This window comes from Picosynechococcus sp. PCC 7003 (assembly GCF_001693255.1).
GTDB lineage: Bacteria > Cyanobacteriota > Cyanobacteriia > Cyanobacteriales > MRBY01 > MRBY01.
Map to the genome: position 1 here is coordinate 1163821 of NZ_CP016474.1, position 19058 is coordinate 1182878.

Sequence of the window (19058 nt, forward strand, 5' to 3'; positions counted from 1 at the left end):
TAGTTTTAGGTCTATTTTTCGGTTATCGCAGTTAGGGAATGTCCATGTCTCAATTTGCCTTACAAGATTTCATTGGTTCTGAAGTGGAACGGAATTACACCGAATCTCCGGTGGTTATTTTGCCCATTCCCTATGAAGCCACAACCACCTATCGCAAAGGGTGTGAATGGGGGCCGGATGCCTTGTTAGAAGCGTCCCACCAGTTGGAATGTTATGACGATGAGTTGCGCCGGGAAACTTGTTTTGATGTGGGGATTTTTACCCATGGGGCGATCGCCGATACACGCCAGAATCCCGAACTGTCCGCCGAGGAAATGTTAGCAGTCACCAGCGAGACTACCCAAAATCTGCTGCAAGATGGCAAATTTGTCATTGCCCTGGGGGGAGAACACGCCATCACCACAGGCGTTGTCAAAGGGCATCTGGAGTTTTACCAAGAACCCTTTACAGTGGTGCAAATTGACGCCCATGCAGATCTGCGCCAGAGCTACGAAGGCTCCGAACACAACCATGCTTGCATTATGCGACGGGTGATGGATTTGGGGTTGCCGAGTTTGCCTGTGGCGATCCGGAGTCTCTGTCGGGAAGAAGCGGATCTATTAGCCGCGAAAGAAATTCCTGTCATTTGGGCTTGGGATATGCAAAATGACCCCAACTGGATTGACAGGGCGATCGCCAATATTAAAACCGAAAAAGTCTTCCTCACCATTGACCTAGACGGCATTGATCCGACCCTCATCGCTGGTGTCGGCACTCCCGAACCCGGTGGCATGGATTGGTACAGCACCCTACGTTTCCTGCGTCGCCTGTTCCGGGAAAAACAGGTGATCGGCTGCGACATTATGGAACTGGCACCTCTAGATGACTCTGTAGTGTCTGAGTATACCGCCGCCAAGCTCGTGTATAAACTAATCGGCTACTGGTACGAAAATCGCTAAACTTCTCCAGAGGCTTGAAGCGGGGCTGATCCCAAGGCCCACTGTAGAGATCTGCTCTGGCCTTAAGGAATAATACAGTTGTCAATTCTTAGATCATCCGACTCTTAATTCCATGACGCCCCTTTCCCTCGGCCAAGCGGCCCCTAATTTTACCCTCACCAATGCCCAAGGCGAACCCCGTACCCTAGCGGACTACGGCGGCAAATGGCTCATTTTTTATTTCTACCCCAAGGACAATACCCCCGGTTGCACCACCGAAGCGCTAGATTTTACGGCCCTTGCTTCCGAATTTACAGCTTTAGATGCCGTGATCGTAGGGGTTAGTCCCGATTCGGAAAAATCCCATGGCCGTTTCATTGAAAAGAAAGAATTAACCATCGAACTGTTGAGTGATCCTGACCATCAAACTGCCGAGGCCTACGGGGTCTGGCAACTGAAAAAATTCATGGGTAAAGAATATATGGGAATCGTTCGGAGCACGTTTTTGATTGATCCCCAGGGTCAAGTGGCGGCAATTTGGTCAAAGGCCACGCCCAAACAGTGCTGGAGACGCTCAAGGCGCAACTGTCGGGAAATTAATTTAGCAAAGAGTTTGGTGATCCCGTTGGCGACGGGCTTCATAGAGCATCAGCGCACAGGCGATCGCCACATTGAGCGATTCCACCCCTGGCCCCATGGGAATCTGTACCGTTTCGTTGGCGAGGCGGGCGATCACTGGGGATAAACCAGCCCCTTCGTTACCCAACAAAATCAAACTCGGTTGTCGCCAGTCGATATCCCAATAGGTTTTGGTCGCCTGGGGCAGGGTAGCCACAATCTGCACCCCCTGGGCGCGATACCGTTGCAGTTGTTCAGCAAAGGTGGGAATGACCACAGGCGTCGTCTGGAACCAAGCCCCCACCGAGGCCCGCAACACCTTCGGATTACTGGGGTTGACGCTGTCATGGCTCAGTAACAGACCATCGACCGCCGTGGCCGTGGCCGTGCGAATAATCGTCCCCAGGTTACCCGGATCTTGGAGTCGCTCCACTGCAACCCCCAGTTGGAGGGTTTGGGGTGGGGTTTGGGAAATCAATGCTTGGTTGAGGGTTGCGACGATGCCATCGGGATTCACCGTGGTTGCTACCTTTTGCAGCACCTCTTCAGAAACCAAGGTTTGGCGATCGCCTTTGAGTTGACTGGCCAATGTCGGATATTTCCTCTGCCAAGCTTCCGTAAACAGTACCGTCTCAAAGGTAAATCCCTTGGCGATCGCCGCCTCGATTAAATTTGTCCCCTCGAGTAGTAAATAACCCCGCTTCTGCCGCTCCCGCCCTTGGTGCAGCTTCCGAATCTCCTTAACCAGTGGGTTTTGTAAACTTGTGAGCATCTTTACATTATTAACCTTGCCGTTGCCGTCGAAGGGCCTAGGGCAAAGTTAACAATTTCTGAAGGGTGAATGCGGAACGCGAGACTTGAACTCGCAAGGGATAAAACTCCCACTAGAACCTGAATCTAGCGCGTCTACCAATTCCGCCAGTTCCGCAGGTGAATATGTAATCACACAATCAACAATTATTACTTGAACTGCGAGGGGCGTCAAGTCAATTGCTAAAAGATTATCTATCGCTAAGGAACCTATTCTAAACCATGAACAAAAAAGTGTAATTTTGATCAACATAGACCAAGACTTTCCGGTAGAATCAAGACGAAAATTTGACAAAATTTCCCCATCTTCTTTCCATTTGTGGAGGATCGACCCATTAAAACTTCTGCCCCCCCCCTCACCAGCCCCAGCACGACCACCGAAACCATCCTCAAAATTGAAGGACAACACCCCCTCAGTGGCGAAGTCAAGATCAGTGGCGCAAAAAATTCAGCCCTCGCCATCATGGCCGGCACCCTGCTCTGTAGCGATCAATGTCGCCTGACAAATATTCCTAACCTCGCTGATATCAAGCGTATGGTGGAGGTGATCGCCGCTTTGGGCGTTAATATTACTGCTGCTCCCGGTAGTCTTGACTTTGATACCCGTCACCTCAGCACCACCGAAGCCCCCTATGAACTGGTTTCTAAATTGCGGGCCAGCTTTTTTATCATTGGGCCTCTCCTCGCTCGTCTAGGGGAAGCAAAGGTACCGATGCCAGGGGGCTGTGCTATTGGGGCAAGGCCGGTAGATCTTCATGTCCGAGGGCTCCAGGCTATGGGGGCAGATGTGATCATTGAACATGGAGTTGTCCAAGCAAAAATTAGGGGTAATCGCCGCCGACTGCAGGGGACAAAAATTTATCTGGATTATCCCAGTGTTGGGGCGACAGAAACCCTGATGATGGCAGCAACCCTCGCAGAAGGGGAAACAGTGCTGGAAAATGCCGCCCAGGAACCGGAGATCGTCGATCTGGCCAATTTTTGTCGCTCCATGGGGGCCAAAATTACAGGGGATGGCAGCAATAAAATTGTGATTCAAGGGTGCGATCGCCTCCACACCACCGATTATCCAATCATCCCTGACCGCATTGAAGCAGGGACTTTTCTCGTGGCAGGGGCCATTACCCAGTCAGAATTTAGTATATTTCCCGTCGTCCCAGACCACCTTTTACCGGTGATTGCCAAGCTCGAAGCAACGGGAACAAAAGTAATTGCCGAAGGGCCAAACCGTCTTCGCATTAAACCCCAAGGGATTCTCCGGGCGACAGATATTGAAACATTGCCCTATCCCGGTTTTCCCACGGATATGCAAGCCCAATTCATGGCGTTACTTACCCTCTGTGAAGGTAGCAGTGTGGTCACGGAAACGGTCTTTGAAAATCGGATGCACCACGTAGCAGAATTTAAGCGCATGGGGGCGGATGTCAAGGTCAAGGGCAATAACGCCATTATCAAAGGCGTTCCTTTCTTATCTGGGGCGCCGGTCATGGCAACAGATCTCCGGGCTTCAGCAGCCTTGGTTTTGGTCGGTTTAGCGGCTGAGGGGACAACCATCATGCGCGAAGTGCACCATATGGATCGCGGCTACGATGACCTCGAAGGGAAGTTCAAGGCTCTCGGTGCAAAAATCGAACGTCTGACCGCCACCCTCTAACCACTCTTTCAATTCCTTTAAATTTAAGAAACACAAGAAGGTTCAGCCCCAGGGTTGAGCCTTTTTCTATTGTGGTTCTCCCCAAAGCCAAAAATAACGATCACGGCCCAAGGAGCAATCGTTTTAGCTGATCGCGGAGAAGCCCCGCGCTGTAATTTTAATTCAGCGTCGGGATGAGGAGCGGTGAGTCGGAGCGAAGCAGAGACGAACAACTCTAGGGAGTTACTGATTTCCTCCTAAGATCCTGATATGATCGAAAAATGCTTAACCTGACTTACGAATACAGGCTCTATCCGACGGTCAATCAATCTTCCAAAATGGAGGAATGGCTGGACACGTGCAAGCGCGTCTATAACTACGCCTTGGCAGAACGTCGTGACTGGATTCAGTCCCGTAAGTGCCCAGTTAATGCTTGTAGTATTCAGCGGGAATTTATTTATCCCATGGATGCGGAAAAACCGACTTATTACAGTCAAAAGCGAAATTTGACCGCTGCGCGAAAAGAGAGTCCTTTTCTGCAAAACGTTCATTCTCAAGTGCTCCAGGACGTAATGGGTCGGCTGGAAAAGGCATTTAACGCCCTGTGGAATAGTGGGTTCGGATTCCCACGGTTTAAGAAGCGTTTTCGCAGCTTTAACTTTCCGCAGTTGGGGAAAAATCCCATTGACAGCAATCGAATCAAGCTGCCGGTATTTGGCTGGGTTAAGACCGTAATGCACCGCCCGATCCCTGATGGGTTTGAGGCGAAGCAAGCACGGGTCGTTAAACGCGCTTCTGGTTGGTATATCCAGCTAGTTATCCAAAGCGACGTTAAAATCCCATATCCTGTCATTGGAGGTCACGCCATCGGGATTGATGTGGGATTGACCGATTTTGTTGCGACATCAGACAACGAGTTAATTGCGAGACCCCGATTCTTTGTGGAGGCACAACACAGGCTGAAAGTGCTGAACCGTGCCGTTGCCAGAAAGCAGAAAGGGTCAAAGAACCAGCAAAAAGCTCGTCAACGAGTCGCAAGATTTCACGAACGAATTACAAACCGACGTAAGGACTTTCACCGTAAACTAGCCCATTATCTCTGTGATCAAGCAGGGATGATATTTGCGGAGGAATTAAACCTAAAAGGACTGGCAAAAGGAATGCTGGGGAAGCATTGTCTGGATGCTGGGTGGGGACAATTCCTCGATACGCTTAAATGGGTTTGCTTCAAGCGTGGTGTACATTTCCAAAAAGTTGCCGCCTATGGCACTAGCCAGGAATGCCCATCCTGTGGAGTAGCGGTGAGGAAAGATTTGTCTGTGCGTCGGCATGAATGCCCGGAATGTGGTTACATCACCAATCGAGATGTGGCTAGCGGACAAGTGATTCGCAATCGTGGACTAATAGCGGTTGGACAGACCGTTCAATCCTGTGGAGCTACGCCCAGTGGGGAGGCTTTGAAGCAGGAATTTCTTAAGGCGACTTAAGAAGCCCGCGCTGTACCATTAGGTGAGCGTCGGGAGTATGTCACTGATTCTGGTTTGTTCAAGGAAAAAATGCTGGTTTGGGGAAGACTTTCGGAAGATTAAGCGCGATGTTTCAGGGCCTGTACCAATTGGGCCAGTTGCGCTTCGCTAAAGGCGCTGTTCAGGATTTGGGCGGCCTCCTTGGGTTCTGTGGGAATCAAGATGTAGGGGAGTTGGGCGATCGCCAAATTTTTCAAATCCGTTGGCAAGCTAATGCGCTCTGGTTCGTTGCGTTCTAAATGGTCGGCAGCTTCTTTAATGCTTTTAATCACAATGGGGGCGAGGGTCGAAAAACGATGGGCCGGATTGGCGATCGCCTTGTGACTTGCCTTCAGGAGTTTTTGCCAAGATTTCGTCTTTTTATTGAGCTTGGCCAGTTCAATACAGAGCTTTTGGAGTTGCTGGCGAGATTCTGGAGTGGCATCCTGGCGAAATAGCCCCAACATTTGTTGCAACAGCCCACGGACTTGTGGCCCAAAGGAAGGCTCTGGCGCGGCTGGTGATCCGGTGGGGGCAGGTGTTACTGGCGGCGAAACCTCTGGAGTAATTACAGCGCCACGGTTGTCGCTGACGGCGAGACGATCCAAATATTTTTGTAACTCGCTGAACTGGGGATCCGCCTCCGCCATGATTTTTTCAATTTCTTCTTCCTGGAGGCCAAAAGGACTTTGGAGTTTTTCGAGGAGCTCTTGGAGTACATCATAGGCGCTCAGAAAAAGAGACTTGAGCGTCTCATCGACGGTAATCGTATTGTCCTTAAAGACTTTGAACGCATCTTCGAGGCGGTGGGCCGTTTTTTGGATGCTTGTGTAGCCCAACATCGCTGCGCCCCCTTTCACGGAGTGGGCAGCCCGGAAGAGTTCATTAACCCGTTCGGTATCATCGACCACCTCCGACAGCTCCAGGATGCCCTGTTCTAAGGTTTCGAGGTGTTCTTTGGCTTCTTCAATGAAATAGCCGAGAATTTTTTGTTGACTGGCGGCATCCACAGTAGATTCTCCTCACACTTTGGGGCTGGGCTTAGACAGATCGAGAGGCGTCTTAATCACTCTCTTTTAACGTTATCAAGGAACGGTGATTTCAGCTTGGATCGATGGTCGGTTTGGGGGATTTTTATTTTTTGCCAATATTCCCAATATTCTAAGGATGATAAATCATATCGAGCAGGTTATTCTGCACTTCGTATTGCATTGCTTCTGTGAGTTGTTGGAGAGTGCCTTGGCGATCGCCTTTATATTGGGCGACATAATCCTGGAGATTAATCGGGGTGCCCACCCGGAGCCAGCCCTCGTGGAGTCCTTTTGGCGCGGGAATTTCAACCCGAAACACTTCCCGCTCCAGACGAGTGAGGGTATCGATAAATCGTTCGGGGCTTGGATGATCTCCTACATAACCATCGTAGATCGCATCAAAATTTAGCAAGCGTACCGTTGTTTGGTAGAGGGTTTCATAGGTGTCGAGGTCGAGGGCCATGTCACCGTCGGCTTTTTCGATGAGGAGCGCCTGCATTTTATAAACCCGTTCCCGGAGGGGGAAATCCTCTGGAAAATTGAGGCCCAACTCCGTTTCACAGAGACTAAGGGCCTGGTTGCGAATCCGTTCAATCCGCTCATTCCAATTATCATCGGCCCCCGGAGTGAGGTTATATTCCGCTTCCAGTTGCTGCAGTACCACCTGGGCGATCCCCCGCAGACGGCCGTAGGGTTCGGGGTCGCTGGGAGTAATCTCTAGTTTCTGCTCTAGGTTTTTGAGGCTTTGCTGAATGATTATTTCAGGGGCTTTGAGGTAGCGGTATTTGATGCTAATGGGCACCAAGTAACAGGGGGGAAATTGATCTTCTTGTTTGGCGATCGCCAACATCGCTTGCATCGGCAACTGGATCGCCCCGGTGCGAAAGGGCATGATCGCATCATTCTGAAAAGAACAGCCCCCCTCTGGAAAAATTACCATTCGCGATCGCTCCTGTTTCAACAGATCTAACGTGTGGGCAATACTGCGGCGATCGCCAAGGCCCCGACGAATGGAATAACACCCCATTTTTTGCAAAAACCCTGCAAGTTGCGCCGTAAAATTTTCGTAGGCCACCAGGTAATGAAAGATTTCTCCTAACTGAGCCGAGAGCAAAAACATCACCAAGCCATCGTCAAAGGTGGGATGATTGGGCATAAAGATCAAACGCGCATCCCCTAAATCCCGAATTTTGCCGAGATCTGCCTCGCTCACCCGCAATTTCAACTGATACTTAAAACGCCCCACCCAATAGGCAATACTTTGCACTAAACGCACGAGCATCGGCTTGGTTTGGGTTGGAAAAAAATCAGGTTTAGACATGGAAACAGGATTACTCTCAGGCAAGCGTTTCTAATATTCTGCCTAAATCCAGCGCCCCAGCACGGGAAAATCTCCCGAAAATTTCATTTATTCACAAACTAGGTCACTTGCCATTGGGACGACGAGCGTTCTCTATCCCAGGAAAAAATATTGATTAAACTGAAATGCTGGGTACGGAGAGGGGGGGATTCGAACCCCCGTCCGAGTTGCCCCGAAACCTGATTTCAAGTCAGGCGCATTCAACCGCTCTGCCACCTCTCCAAAAGTGATGAGCAAAAATATCATAGCGTGAATCTCGACCGCTGATCGGAAAAATTCTAAGAAAACCCGTGCTACCAAGGCTTACTGCTAGAACGATAAAAAGGGGGTAACGGCGATCGCCTCTAGGGGCAGTTGGCGCTTTTCGGCGGTGTGACTATTCACTTGATAGATTTGACGCCGATCAATATCAAAGGCCGTTAACCAACCGCTTTTGGTGTGGTAGACCCCGGTGTCGATGTCCAGCCAGCCGGGCCCCTGTACCACTTGTCCCGGCTGTACCCCCGGAAAGGTGAAGGTGATCGTATGGCCGACGATAATCAATTTATTGGCAAAGTAGGGTTGGGTCATGGAATGGAACTCACTGCGTACCCAACAAAATTGTTCCGCCCCCTGTTCCTCGATGGGTAGGTGGGGCGACAGACCCGCATGGACCAACCAAACGTCCCCCAGATCGAGGTGGGTGGGCCGCTGGCGCAACCATTGCAAATGCTCGGCAGGGATGCGGTGGTTATAGCTTTGGAGGGTGTTGGCACCGCCGCTATGGTACCAGGCGATAAAGGTTTCTTGTTGGACGCTACCATCGTTGGCGATCGCCTCTAGCATCATCATTTCATGGTTGCCGAGGAGAGACTGATAGGAACTACGGCGCACAAACTCGATAATATCCGCACTTTTGGGGCCTCGGTCAATTAAATCACCGAGGAAATACACGGCATCTTCTGTTCCGGGCGCAACCAACTCTAGCAGGGCCATCAACGTATCGTAATGACCATGCACATCTCCTATACAGATTCGCCGCTGACCCATGTGTCCCCTATCCCCGTCACTTGGTAGCCACTAGTACACCCATCATATCCCCGACGATGCCGTAGTGAATTGCGTTCCGAAACCCCGCTTCTTTGGCCAGTTCTTCTTGGGTTTTTCCGGTGGGAAACCGCTCGATACTGGGTTGAATGTAGGCATATTCAGGGGTAAGTTGGAATCGTTCTGCGAGGGGCACGACAAAGCGATCCAGATACCATTGTTGGAACACCTGTTTCCCAGGGTGATCGGGACGATGAAAATCTAAAATAGCGACTTTTTTGCCTGGTTTTAGCACCCGCTGTAATTCCCGCAGTGCCTGGGGAATATCGGTAACGTTCCGGAGTCCATAGCCCATGGTGGCCCCATCAAAGTGGTTGTCTGGGTAGGGTAAGGCCAAGGCATCCCCTTCTTGCCACTGGATATCGAGGTGGGGGCAGAAGCGGGCCTGTTTTTGGGCGGCGATCGCCAGTTGTTGGCTGGCAAAATCAATCCCAATAGTTTTACCGTAGACGCCGACGGTCTTCGCCAGTAGTAACGTTAAATCACCACTCCCACAGCACACATCCAGGGCGAGGTCTCCCCCAGTGACACCACTCCATTTCACGGCCATTTTTTTCCAAATGCGGTGCTGACCGAGGCTAATCCATTCATTGAGCACGTCATACTGGGGCGCAATGCGATTAAAAATTCCTTGGATTTCAGTGGCAGCGTTTGGTTTAGACATGGTTTTGGGGGCAGGACGATTCCCCTGGGAAGATTCAAGGGATAAACCTAAAAATTAAAACAGTTTAATCGGCATTAAAGACATTCAGCCATTGTAAAGAAAGACGGGTAGAGATGTCTTGTTCTAGCGCTGGGATTTGCGGAAAAAAACGAGGCGATCGCCTTAAACTGAGAAATTAAACGGTCAATTTGTCCTCCCCTGATCCTTCGATAGTTGCGCTTGCCGCTGGAACTGCCCATGTCCCAAACCATGACAGAGCCTTTTAAACCACAACAGATCGTCTGTTTAACCGCAGGCGATCGCCGCTTATACAGTGCCGTTATTCAATATATTGAAGCCCAGGCTAGCTATTGGCTGCGCCCCCTGTGTTTATTGAACCCAACCGCCGCAACCCCGACCCCCCTCCACCGCAGCGCCGATATTATCATTGCCGCCCCAAAAATTCGCGCCGCCTTGGATACCGAAATTCTCGATTACTGGTCGGTCCTCTATGACGACTCCGGGGACTATGGCGACAATGTGGCTGGTCGCAGACTGGTGCAAGATTTTTTGCGTAATCTGGATTGGGGCACGGCCACCGAGGACTAGGTTTCGCATTTACGGATCAAAAAATAAGCCCCATTTGCAGGGTTGGCGGCAATACCATCGCGTCAAAAAAGTATGTCAAAATCCTAGGGAGTTTCCCTTGGGGTTGAATGTATGTGGCATTGGCGATCGCAACCGTTAGCACAACGCACTGGTGCAGAAATTTTCACGAGACTATACGGCCAAGCGAGCATTGCCACCCTCCTCGAAAGCCCCTACCCTACCCCCAAGGACTATCCCCAGCTTTCCCGCTACTCCATCTGTGCCGGGGAACCAAGGGCCAATCAACTTTTTACGCCTGCCCTGGGGGAGATCACTGCTTGTTTAAAGCAGCTCCTCGCCACAAAAACCGATCCTCCTGAGGCGATCGCCCATTTACCCTTTACGGGGGGATACCTGGGTTGGCTCGGCTATGACTTTGCCTGGGAAATTGAAACGCTCCCCTACGAAAATCCCGATCCGCTGCCTTTTCCAGTGGCCTATTGGTACCAGCCCGATTCCTTTGCGGTGCTTGATCACCATCAACAGGTGCTTTGGCTGGCGGCGGCCACTGTTGCGGATCTCGATCATTTGACAGCTCAACTCAGTCAACCGTGTGCATCCTTCGGTTTTGATCAGCCTCCAGTCAACTCTGAGGTGGCTTCCCTCGAATTTCTGAGCGATCGCCAAGCCTACATCAATGCCGTGCGCCAGGCAAAACAATACATCCAAGCGGGAGATATTTTTCAGACCAACCTTTCCCTGCGCTTCCGTACCCAAACCGCCCAGAGCAGTTGGGCCATTTATCAGCACCTCCAGCAGATCAATCCTTCCCCCTTTGCTAGCTATTGGCGATCGCCCTGGGGGGAGATGATCAGTTGCTCCCCAGAACGCCTAATCCAAAAACAAGGACGCTTTGCCCAGACCCGTCCCATCGGTGGCACCAGACCCAGGGGACAAACCCCCAGTGAAGACCAAGCCCTCGGCGAAGAACTGTTGCATAACACTAAGGAACGGGCCGAACACACCATGTTGGTGGACTTAGAGCGGAATGACCTTGGCCGTGCCTGTACCTGGGGCAGCGTCGTGGTGGATGAGCAATTTGTCCTAGAACGCTATAGCCACGTCATTCACTTGGTCAGTAATGTGGTGGGGGAACTGGCCGCCGACAAAGATGCGGTAGATCTGATCCGGGGCATGTTTCCGGGGGGGACGATTACCGGTTGCCCGAAGGTGCGCTGTATGGAAATTATCGAAGCCCTAGAACCGGTGCGGCGCAGTTTATTCTACGGTTCCTGTGGCTACCTAGATCAACGGGGAAATTTGGATCTCAATATCTTAATTCGTACCTTACTGTATGTGCCGAATGCCCAGGGGCCAGCGACGGTCTACGGGCAGGTGGGGGCGGGTATCGTTGCCGATAGTGATCCAGAGCAAGAATGGGTCGAGTCGCTCCAAAAAGCTAAAGCCCAACGCCAAGCCCTCAATTGCTAGGGGAATTTTCTGAGGCGATCGCCCGCTGAAATTTTCATCTCCGCCATTTTCACGAAATCTCCATTAACCCGAAAAAAGCCTTTTAAATTCGCTATAACAGTCAAGACATCATTTCGACATCCCTTGAGAAATAATTATGGAACGCCGTCAATTTGTAGGTTTATTCGGTTTAGGTTTACTTGCGAGTTCTTTCCCGACGATTTTAGCTGCCTGTTCTAGCGACTCGGAGTCAACAGCAGTGAGCGAAGCAGAAGAGGCGGCAGCCAACGATGGGGCGATCGCCGAAGCAGAAGACGCCGCGAACCTGGTGGCTGATTTCACCGCCGTGGGGAGTCTCGATGCCAATGGTGAACTTTCCACAGAGGTCAATGGACAGAAAGTCTATGTCTTCCGCAATCCCAATGACCAAAGCCTTGTGGCTGTCGACCCCACCTGTAACCATCGGGGCTGTCCCGTAAAACTCGCCGATGCTGACCTGGTTTGTGATTGCCATGGTTCGCGGTTTGCCTTGGATGGGGAACTGCTCCAGGGGCCAGCCACCGCCGGATTAGCCCGCTACGAAGTCCGTGAAGAAGGCGAGAATATTTTCGTTAAAGTGGCTTAGGTTGCCGTTTTCTCATCGGGAACATAATATTGCACCCCATGGGTCATTATTTTTTGGAGGGGGCGAGCATTCGGGGCATACAAAGCTTGGTATTGTTCAATTTGCTCAGCCCCCAAAGAAATGGGTTGGACCAAGACCAACCAGCGAACCCCTTCAGTGCAAGGGGGAGTCGTTAGAGAACCAAGATAACGGTAATAAGGGCGATCGCCTTGGGGAAGCAACGCTGCCGGGTCGAAATAAATCACCTGACTAAGATGTGCTTGGATTGGACACCGTTGCAAAATATGAGCAAACATCGGATTTGTCGCCCCGGGTTCAACCAGCACCGCCAAAACCGCGATTTCTTGGGAGGTATGCCGGTGGACAAAGTGAACTTCCATGGCAGATTGTTTTCCCTGGATATGGTGCTCACTGGGATAATGAAAATGAATTTGCTCAAGTTTGTAGCGGTCAGCGCCAAGCTGTAGGGTATTACTTCCCGTGACTCGGATTTGTAAAGTGGTATTGGCCGCCTGGACAATCCCCAGACTCGGTTGGTAGTGCCAAGATACTGAAGACTCTAAAGCTGGGGCAGATGATTGAGAAAAAAGCGCCAAGGGTGATTGGGTTTGGCCAACGGCACAAGTTTGAAACTCTGGTTGCAAATCTCCCCACTGGTGGGGGCCGAGATCCGTGTAATTCCAGGAAGTTGCGACAGTTTTATCGGTTATCACAAACTGCGGTTGAGGGGCCATCCAAACGACCCAGATTCCCCACAATAAGGCGATGGCGATCGCCAACATTACTCGCCCTAACATGATCCGAAATCCTTTCCCTGAAACGTCTAAACAATAAAAAAGAGCCATGGTGATCACAGCTCCCATCAAAATTAGCCGAAAATAGCTTTAAAAAATAAGCAACAGATCACCCGGACTCCATACCCTTGATTGATGCATCAACCACAGAATTTTGTCAGAGGGAATCAATCAAGGCAGTTGATATTTTCTAAATAGCAACCCGTAAATTTAGCAAACCCCAAGGATAAAATTAGGGATGTCAAGGGGTTGCCTTAAGAAATCACCAAAAAGCTTGACTATCTTTGCCTTTTTAGCCTTCGTTGATCTGTTTTAGGTGAATGTGCTTGTAGCCAATCTTAATTTCAAATTCATCCCCTGGTTTCAGGTTCATTTGATTCGTGTAAGTCGAACCAATGACGATTTGACCATTTTTGTGAACACTCACGCGATAGGTCGGTTCTCTACCACGGCCATCTTGACTGCCACCGGGGTCTAAGGGGAGTCCTTTTGCTTCAAGGACAGCATCATAAAACCCCGTCAAATTGACACGAGTTGAGCCATTTTTCGTACTGCTATATCCACAAAGCTTTGCTGTTTCTCGCCGTGGCAAATGGGATAATTCCTTTACTTTACTCAGCAGAGCCTTTCCTTTCAAAGGAGTTGTCGGGATGTCACTCATATTTCTAAAACGCTTGTTTTTGAGTCTAAATTTTTGTCGGCAATAAACTTACCACATTTGTAAATATAACTGCAAAAATTCTGTTTTGCGCAGTTTTTTTAAAAAGTTTTTTACAAGAGGCCCTAGAATTTTTTTAAGTTCCCGTAGTGACGATGATTATTTGTTAACTTTATCGACAATGATTTTAACTGCCGAATTCATCCCGATAGACTAGGAAGAGAAGAAATTTGTGGCAAAAAGAGGTTGGCCATGGACATCGCCTTCAATATTTTGCGCCAACGGCAACGAAACGCCGCCCCAGAATTTTTTACTTATCAGCTTTCTGTGCCAGAAAGTACGACGATTTTAGATTGTCTAAATCAGATCAAATGGCAGCAGGATGGTAGTTTAGCTTTCCGCAAAAATTGTCGCAATACCATCTGTGGCAGTTGTGCCATGGGGATTAATGGCCGGGCGGCCTTGGCCTGTAAAGAAAATGTGGGCCAAGAAATCACCCGTCTCCAAGGCACCGATTCTGATCCGGAAGCCGTCCCCAAAATTACGATTACTCCCCTGAATAATTTTCCGGTGATTAAGGATTTGGTGGTGGATATGACGGCCTTTTGGCAACAGCTAGAAGCGGTGGTTCCCTACGTCCAAAGGCGATCGCCCCAGGTTCCCGCAACAGAATTTCGTCAATCTCCCCAGGAGCGAGAAGCCCTAAACCAAGCCGGTAACTGCATCCTGTGTGGCGCTTGCTACGCCGAATGCAATGCCGTCAGCGTCAACCCCGAATTTTTAGGCCCCCATGCCCTCGCTAAAGGGGAACGACTGATCCTGGACTCTCGGGATGATACGACCACCACGAGGCTGGATCACTACCATCAACCGGACGCTGGGGTCTGGGCATGCACCCGTTGCTATCAATGCAACTATGTCTGTCCCCAGGAAGTTGACCCCCTCGACCGCATTACCCAAATCAAAAGCACCCTCCTCCAGCAAAAAGACCCCGCTGAAAGTCGCGCAGTACGCCACCGAAAAACCCTCCTTCACCTGGTGCAAACAGGAGGCTGGATCGATGAACGGCGCTTTGCCTTGATGGTGATTGGCCTCCAGAGTGTTGGTGAGATTTTCCCGTTGGGTTGGCGGATGCTGTGGCATGGCAAATTCCCCGTAACCTTCGAGGCTTCAGAGGGCACCACCGCCGTGGCCGATCTCATGGCCCAGGTAATGGCTTCCAAGCAGGGAAGTCAAGATTATCCAGTAAAATGAGGGGGCTTAAATTAAATAAATTTTCTACAAAAAACGTTTATGGCAGCACAGGTGACAACTTCAACGGATAAAGTTTTGCGGCAGCCGATCCTCGGCTCTCGTCGTTTTAGTAATATGCTTTGGGCCAGTGTTTCTGCCATTGGTGGCATTGGTTTTCTGCTGGCTGGTCTTTCGAGTTATTTCCACAAAAATCTGCTGGGGGTGAGTGACCCCAGTAATATTCAGTTCATTCCCCAAGGGGCTGCCTTAACGTTCTATGGGGTTGCGGGAACGCTATTGTCTGCCTATCTCTGGTTTGTGTTTTTCCTTGATGTGGGCGGTGGTTACAACGAATTCAATAAAGAAACGGGAAAAGTGACCATTTTCCGCCATGGTTTCGTGGGCAAAAATCGCATTATTAATTTTCAGTATCCCCTCAAGGATATTTTGTCGATTCGGGCAGAAATCAAAGAAGGTTTAAACCCCCGGCGGGTGCTTTATCTCCGAGTGAAAAACCGGGGTGATATTCCCCTCAACCGCGTCGGAGAGCCAATTCCCTTGGCAGAACTGGAAAATCAAGGGGCAGAGTTGGCACGCTTTTTAACGATTCCTTTGGAAGGTCTCTAGGTTACGCTAAATCGGCAAAACAGATTCAACAAACAAAAAAGGGACAGTGGGCGATCGCCCCTGCTGCTTCCTATAATTTTCCCAGGCTTTATTTAAAACAAGAGTACGACTAAATTTCTATGGAACGACCTTGGCAGCTATTATGTCTCGCATTCTTGGTGAGCAGTCTCAGTTTGGGCGGCTGTGCGCCGACAACGGAAACACCTCCCAATAACCCACCGGCCACCCCACCCAGCGCCGAAAATTATAAGCCCCGTTTAAATTGCCCGAACCCCACTTCTACCGAGGCAGCTTCAGAAGATACCTGTACAGCAGTGGTTGAAATGGTACTCCAGAGCCAATCGGAGGCGGTGGATGGCCAAACAATCCGCATTGAACTCAATGGTGCAGACGCGCCGGTGACGGCGGGGAACTTTGTGGATCTAGTCAGCCGTGGCGTCTATGATGGCACGGCTTTCCACCGCGTAATTCGAACCCCAGAACCCTTTGTCGTCCAAGGGGGAGATCCCCTCAGTAAGGATAGTCAAGTACCCCTTAATGCCTTAGGACGTGGTGGTTTTACGGATCCGGAGACGGGCATTCGTCGGGATGTCCCCCTAGAAATTAAGCTCCAGGGTGAGGAACAGCCGGTTTATGGCAAGGCAGAGCTTGATCCGAATCAGGTGGTGCTCAAACATGATAAGGGGGCGATCGCCATGGCCCGTTCTCAACTGCCGAACTCCGCCTCGTCTCAGTTTTATTTTTCTTTAGGCCCCAATGATTTCCTCAATGGAAACTATGCAGTGTTTGGCCAAATCACCGAAGGTCTCGCGGTCATCGACAAAATTGAAATGGGCGATCGCATTAAATCGGCGCGGGTCGTAGAAGGCGAAGATCTCCTCGTGAAATAAAGGGACTGAGTCGCATTTAAAGTTCACAGCGTCCCGCAACAGTTCAGAAAATTGCCAGTGATCCAAATCTATCTGGGTCACTTTTTTGTTGGGAAAATGCAAGGGCGATCGCCCCCTGCGCCCCCCCAGAAAAAAACGATACACTGTTGGGCATAGGTTTTCTCTGTCCCGTCGCCATCCATGAACAATTCTCCAACCACCTTTTGTCCCGTCCCGGAAGAGCAACAGCCCCTCAACGAATATGACCAACTCAAGGAATCGTGGTTTTTTAGTTGGGGCAACATGGAGATGGTCTGCTACATCCGCAAGGTAACCTGGGTATGGTTTTGGGCGACCTTGATCTTTACCCCCATTGCTTGGGCGAGTTTTCCCTTTGACCGCTATCCGATTAAATTGATCCTGAGTGCGAACCTCGGCGGGATGTTTTTGTTGAGTTTGGTTTTACTACGCCTCTATCTGGGGTGGCGCTACATCCGCGATCGCCTCCAGACCGAGAAACTCACCTACGAAGAATCCGGCTGGTACGATGGCCAAATTTGGCGCAAACCCGAAGCCGTCCTCCAGCGCGATCGCCTGATTGTGTCCTACCAAATTGCGCCGATCCTCGCCCGTATCCAACAAACCAGTTTCATTGTCGTGGCGATCGCCATTGGTTTGATCAGCGGTTTGTGGCTGCTATAAACCCTTAAATCTTCACAATTATTCCCGCTACGCCCGTACTTTTCCCCTATTCTTTTACTGCTGAACCTTTACCCCCAATCGTTATGTCCAGAGGCAAACGCGTCCAAGCTCCCCCCCTTGAAATTAACCTCCTTCGGGAAGGTCTCAAAGAATCCACCCACATCGCCGAAGCCGTCGTGTGTGACACCAAAGGCCGTGTCCTGTCCATGGCCGGGGATGCCGAAAGCTCTGCCTTTATCCGGTCGGCCCTCAAACCCTTCCAGGCCCTCGCCGTGATTGGCACCGGGGCCCTAGATCATTACAAACTCTCCGATAAAGATTTAGCCGTCATTTGTAGTTCCCACCAAGGCACCAAGGAACATGCCCGCCAAGTGTTTCGCATCCTGTGGCAAGCGGATCTAGAGTCCAATGTCTTGCAATGTCCCATTCCCCACGGCAAAGACAGCGCCCTCGAACATAATTGTTCAGGGAAACACGCAGGCATGCTGTTGACCTGTAAGCATTGCAACTGGGGCCTCGGTAGCTACATGGAAAAGTCTCACCCTGTCCAGGCCCTAATCCTCGATAAAATTGCCGAATTACTCCAGATGCCCGCCCAGGAATTTATCGGCGCGCGGGATGATTGCGGCGTCCCCACCTATTTGATGCAACTCAGCCAAATGGCCACCCTCTATGCTCACCTCGCGTCTGGCGATCGCCTGGATGTCGAGCGAGTCGTGCGGGCGATGACCTACCACCCCACCATGGTGTCTGGACGAGGCGGCTTCGATACAGAATTGATGCGCCTCTCAGAGGGAGAAATCGTCAGTAAATCCGGTGCAGAGGGAATTCAATGCATCGGCCGCGTTGGAGAAGGTTTAGGCTTGGCGATTAAGGTCAAAGATGGCGCGAAACGAGCTAAATATGCCGTCGCCCTCTATCTTTTGACCCGTTTGGGCTGGATCACCCCCGCAGTCTCTGATACCTTGGCGGAACAATTTTTATCTCTCAGTCCCTACAAGCGTTTGGATGTGGTGGGCGAGTTATCGTTGGTCTAAGCTGGAGATACCTTCTTTGCCGTTGCCCCCAGGAAACCCGATACAATAGCAAACAGTCTTTGGGCACGGCACCATGTGGGAAAATTTCAGTCTGCAACTGTATCACCTCCAACAATTTAGTGACAGCCTGGTCAATGAGCAACTCAGCCATTGGAGTGTGTTGAGCATTTTTCTCGTGTTTGGGGCGGGCCTCCTCACTAGCTTGACTCCCTGCACCCTCTCCATGTTGCCCATCACCATTGGTTACATCGGCGGCACTCAGGATCAACAAGGCAATAATCGCCTCCAAACCTTTTTGCAATCCCTGTGGTTTTGTTTTGGGCTAGCGACGACCCTGGCGGGCCTGGGGATTATGGCGGCAGGTTTCGGCCAGATCTACGGTCAGATTGGCATTGGCTTACCGATCATTGTCAGTGCGATCGCCATTTTGATGGGGTTAAATTTGCTCGAAATTGTTCCCCTGCGTTTTCCTTCCCTGGGAGCAACGGACTGGATCAAACAGGATTTCCCAAAAGCGCTACGGGCCTATCTCGTGGGCTTAACCTTTGGTTTGGTGGCCTCCCCCTGTAGTACCCCGGTGCTGGCAACCCTCTTGGCTTGGGTCAGTACCACCCAAAACCTGGCGTTGGGGGCGGCGCTGCTCCTTGCCTATACCCTTGGTTATGTGGTGCCTGTTTTAATTGCCGGGATTTTTACCGCTTCCCTGAAGCGCTTGCTGTCCCTGCGGCAATGGTCGGGCTGGATTAACCCCGTGAGTGGAGCCTTACTCCTGGGATTTGGGCTGTTTTCGCTCCTCATTCGTCTGCCCATTGGCCTCGCCTAGGGGATTTGCAGCCCTGGACTTAAGCTTTT

Annotated in this window: 19 protein-coding genes, 2 tRNA genes and 1 pseudogene; 13 read left to right on the top strand and 9 right to left on the bottom strand. The window is 50.8% G+C overall.

Annotated elements, in window-relative coordinates:
- Positions 1–44 precede the first annotated feature (44 nt).
- Together speB and bcp are read left to right on the top strand one after the other, a co-directional pair.
- Entirely contained in the window at positions 45–938 is an 894-nt protein-coding gene (speB, locus tag AWQ21_RS05605; RefSeq protein WP_157094703.1) for an agmatinase, read from the top strand.
- A 112-nt stretch (positions 939–1050) separates the two neighbouring features.
- Positions 1051–1476: pseudogene (bcp, locus tag AWQ21_RS15870) on the top strand (thioredoxin-dependent thiol peroxidase); the annotation flags it as partial.
- A gap of 42 nt (positions 1477–1518) precedes the next feature.
- On the opposite strand, the gene AWQ21_RS05610 reads toward bcp, so the two are convergent.
- Both AWQ21_RS05610 and AWQ21_RS05615 read right to left on the bottom strand, forming a co-directional pair.
- Complete coding sequence (locus AWQ21_RS05610) at positions 1519–2307, bottom strand: RNA methyltransferase (protein WP_065713686.1); 789 nt, start codon at positions 2305–2307, stop codon at positions 1519–1521.
- 70 nt (positions 2308–2377) lie between these two features.
- A tRNA-Leu gene (locus AWQ21_RS05615) sits at positions 2378–2463 on the bottom strand.
- 216 nt (positions 2464–2679) lie between these two features.
- Here AWQ21_RS05615 and murA point away from each other — a divergent pair.
- Together murA and AWQ21_RS05625 are read left to right on the top strand one after the other, a co-directional pair.
- A complete protein-coding gene (gene murA, locus AWQ21_RS05620; protein ID WP_065715235.1) occupies positions 2680–3999 on the top strand; it encodes a UDP-N-acetylglucosamine 1-carboxyvinyltransferase in 1320 nt (439 codons plus the stop codon).
- A gap of 260 nt (positions 4000–4259) precedes the next feature.
- Positions 4260–5465: an RNA-guided endonuclease TnpB family protein gene (locus tag AWQ21_RS05625; RefSeq protein WP_065713687.1), complete on the top strand. Its 1206-nt coding sequence runs from the start codon at positions 4260–4262 to the stop codon at positions 5463–5465.
- Positions 5466–5563: 98 nt separating this feature from the next.
- On the opposite strand, the gene AWQ21_RS05630 is transcribed toward AWQ21_RS05625, so the two are convergent.
- The 5 genes from AWQ21_RS05630 to ubiE all read right to left on the bottom strand — a co-directional run bounded on the left by AWQ21_RS05630 (position 5564) and on the right by ubiE (position 9624).
- The gene (locus tag AWQ21_RS05630; RefSeq protein ID WP_065713688.1) at positions 5564–6493 is read right to left on the bottom strand and encodes an Hpt domain-containing protein; all 930 of its coding nucleotides are present in this window, start codon (positions 6491–6493) and stop codon (positions 5564–5566) included.
- A gap of 151 nt (positions 6494–6644) precedes the next feature.
- Positions 6645–7835, bottom strand: coding sequence for a 1-acyl-sn-glycerol-3-phosphate acyltransferase (locus tag AWQ21_RS05635; protein WP_065713689.1), 1191 nt, complete (start codon positions 7833–7835; stop codon positions 6645–6647).
- Positions 7836–8009: 174 nt separating this feature from the next.
- A tRNA-Ser gene (locus AWQ21_RS05640) sits at positions 8010–8096 on the bottom strand.
- An 87-nt stretch (positions 8097–8183) separates the two neighbouring features.
- The gene (locus tag AWQ21_RS05645; protein WP_065713690.1) at positions 8184–8903 is read right to left on the bottom strand and encodes a metallophosphoesterase family protein; all 720 of its coding nucleotides are present in this window, start codon (positions 8901–8903) and stop codon (positions 8184–8186) included.
- 16 nt (positions 8904–8919) lie between these two features.
- Positions 8920–9624, bottom strand: a complete 705-nt coding sequence (gene ubiE, locus AWQ21_RS05650) for a bifunctional demethylmenaquinone methyltransferase/2-methoxy-6-polyprenyl-1,4-benzoquinol methylase UbiE (RefSeq protein WP_065713691.1) — start codon at positions 9622–9624, stop codon at positions 8920–8922.
- Between the two features lie 237 nt (positions 9625–9861).
- Here ubiE and AWQ21_RS05655 point away from each other — a divergent pair, with 237 nt between their 5' ends.
- The 3 genes from AWQ21_RS05655 (at position 9862) to AWQ21_RS05665 (ending at position 12286) form a co-directional block, all read left to right on the top strand.
- A complete protein-coding gene (locus tag AWQ21_RS05655) occupies positions 9862–10212 on the top strand; it encodes a hypothetical protein (RefSeq protein WP_065713692.1) in 351 nt (116 codons plus the stop codon).
- 111 nt (positions 10213–10323) lie between these two features.
- Positions 10324–11682, top strand: a complete 1359-nt coding sequence (locus AWQ21_RS05660; RefSeq protein WP_065713693.1) for an anthranilate synthase component I — start codon at positions 10324–10326, stop codon at positions 11680–11682.
- 136 nt (positions 11683–11818) lie between these two features.
- Entirely contained in the window at positions 11819–12286 is a 468-nt protein-coding gene (locus AWQ21_RS05665; RefSeq protein WP_065713694.1) for a ubiquinol-cytochrome c reductase iron-sulfur subunit, read from the top strand.
- Here the strand turns inward: AWQ21_RS05665 and AWQ21_RS05670 are convergent.
- Both AWQ21_RS05670 and AWQ21_RS05675 read right to left on the bottom strand, forming a co-directional pair.
- Positions 12283–13131: a carbonic anhydrase gene (locus AWQ21_RS05670; RefSeq protein WP_198159691.1), complete on the bottom strand. Its 849-nt coding sequence runs from the start codon at positions 13129–13131 to the stop codon at positions 12283–12285. The genes AWQ21_RS05665 and AWQ21_RS05670 overlap by 4 nt on opposite strands.
- 241 nt (positions 13132–13372) lie before the next feature.
- Complete coding sequence (locus AWQ21_RS05675) at positions 13373–13741, bottom strand: AbrB family transcriptional regulator (protein ID WP_012306720.1); 369 nt, start codon at positions 13739–13741, stop codon at positions 13373–13375.
- Positions 13742–13990: 249 nt separating this feature from the next.
- Between AWQ21_RS05675 and AWQ21_RS05680 the strand changes: the two genes are divergently transcribed.
- The 6 genes from AWQ21_RS05680 to AWQ21_RS05705 all read left to right on the top strand — a co-directional run bounded on the left by AWQ21_RS05680 (position 13991) and on the right by AWQ21_RS05705 (position 19029).
- Entirely contained in the window at positions 13991–14992 is a 1002-nt protein-coding gene (locus AWQ21_RS05680; RefSeq protein ID WP_065713696.1) for a succinate dehydrogenase/fumarate reductase iron-sulfur subunit, read from the top strand.
- A 39-nt stretch (positions 14993–15031) separates the two neighbouring features.
- Positions 15032–15598, top strand: a complete 567-nt coding sequence (locus AWQ21_RS05685) for a photosystem I assembly protein Ycf4 (RefSeq protein ID WP_065713697.1) — start codon at positions 15032–15034, stop codon at positions 15596–15598.
- A gap of 119 nt (positions 15599–15717) precedes the next feature.
- Entirely contained in the window at positions 15718–16488 is a 771-nt protein-coding gene (locus AWQ21_RS05690) for a peptidylprolyl isomerase (protein ID WP_065713698.1), read from the top strand.
- Positions 16489–16668: 180 nt separating this feature from the next.
- Positions 16669–17169: a CGLD27 family protein gene (locus AWQ21_RS05695; protein ID WP_065713699.1), complete on the top strand. Its 501-nt coding sequence runs from the start codon at positions 16669–16671 to the stop codon at positions 17167–17169.
- 83 nt (positions 17170–17252) lie between these two features.
- A complete protein-coding gene (locus tag AWQ21_RS05700; protein WP_065713700.1) occupies positions 17253–18206 on the top strand; it encodes an asparaginase in 954 nt (317 codons plus the stop codon).
- A 73-nt stretch (positions 18207–18279) separates the two neighbouring features.
- Positions 18280–19029: a cytochrome c biogenesis protein CcdA gene (locus AWQ21_RS05705; RefSeq protein ID WP_065713701.1), complete on the top strand. Its 750-nt coding sequence runs from the start codon at positions 18280–18282 to the stop codon at positions 19027–19029.
- Positions 19030–19058: the final 29 nt, after the last annotated feature.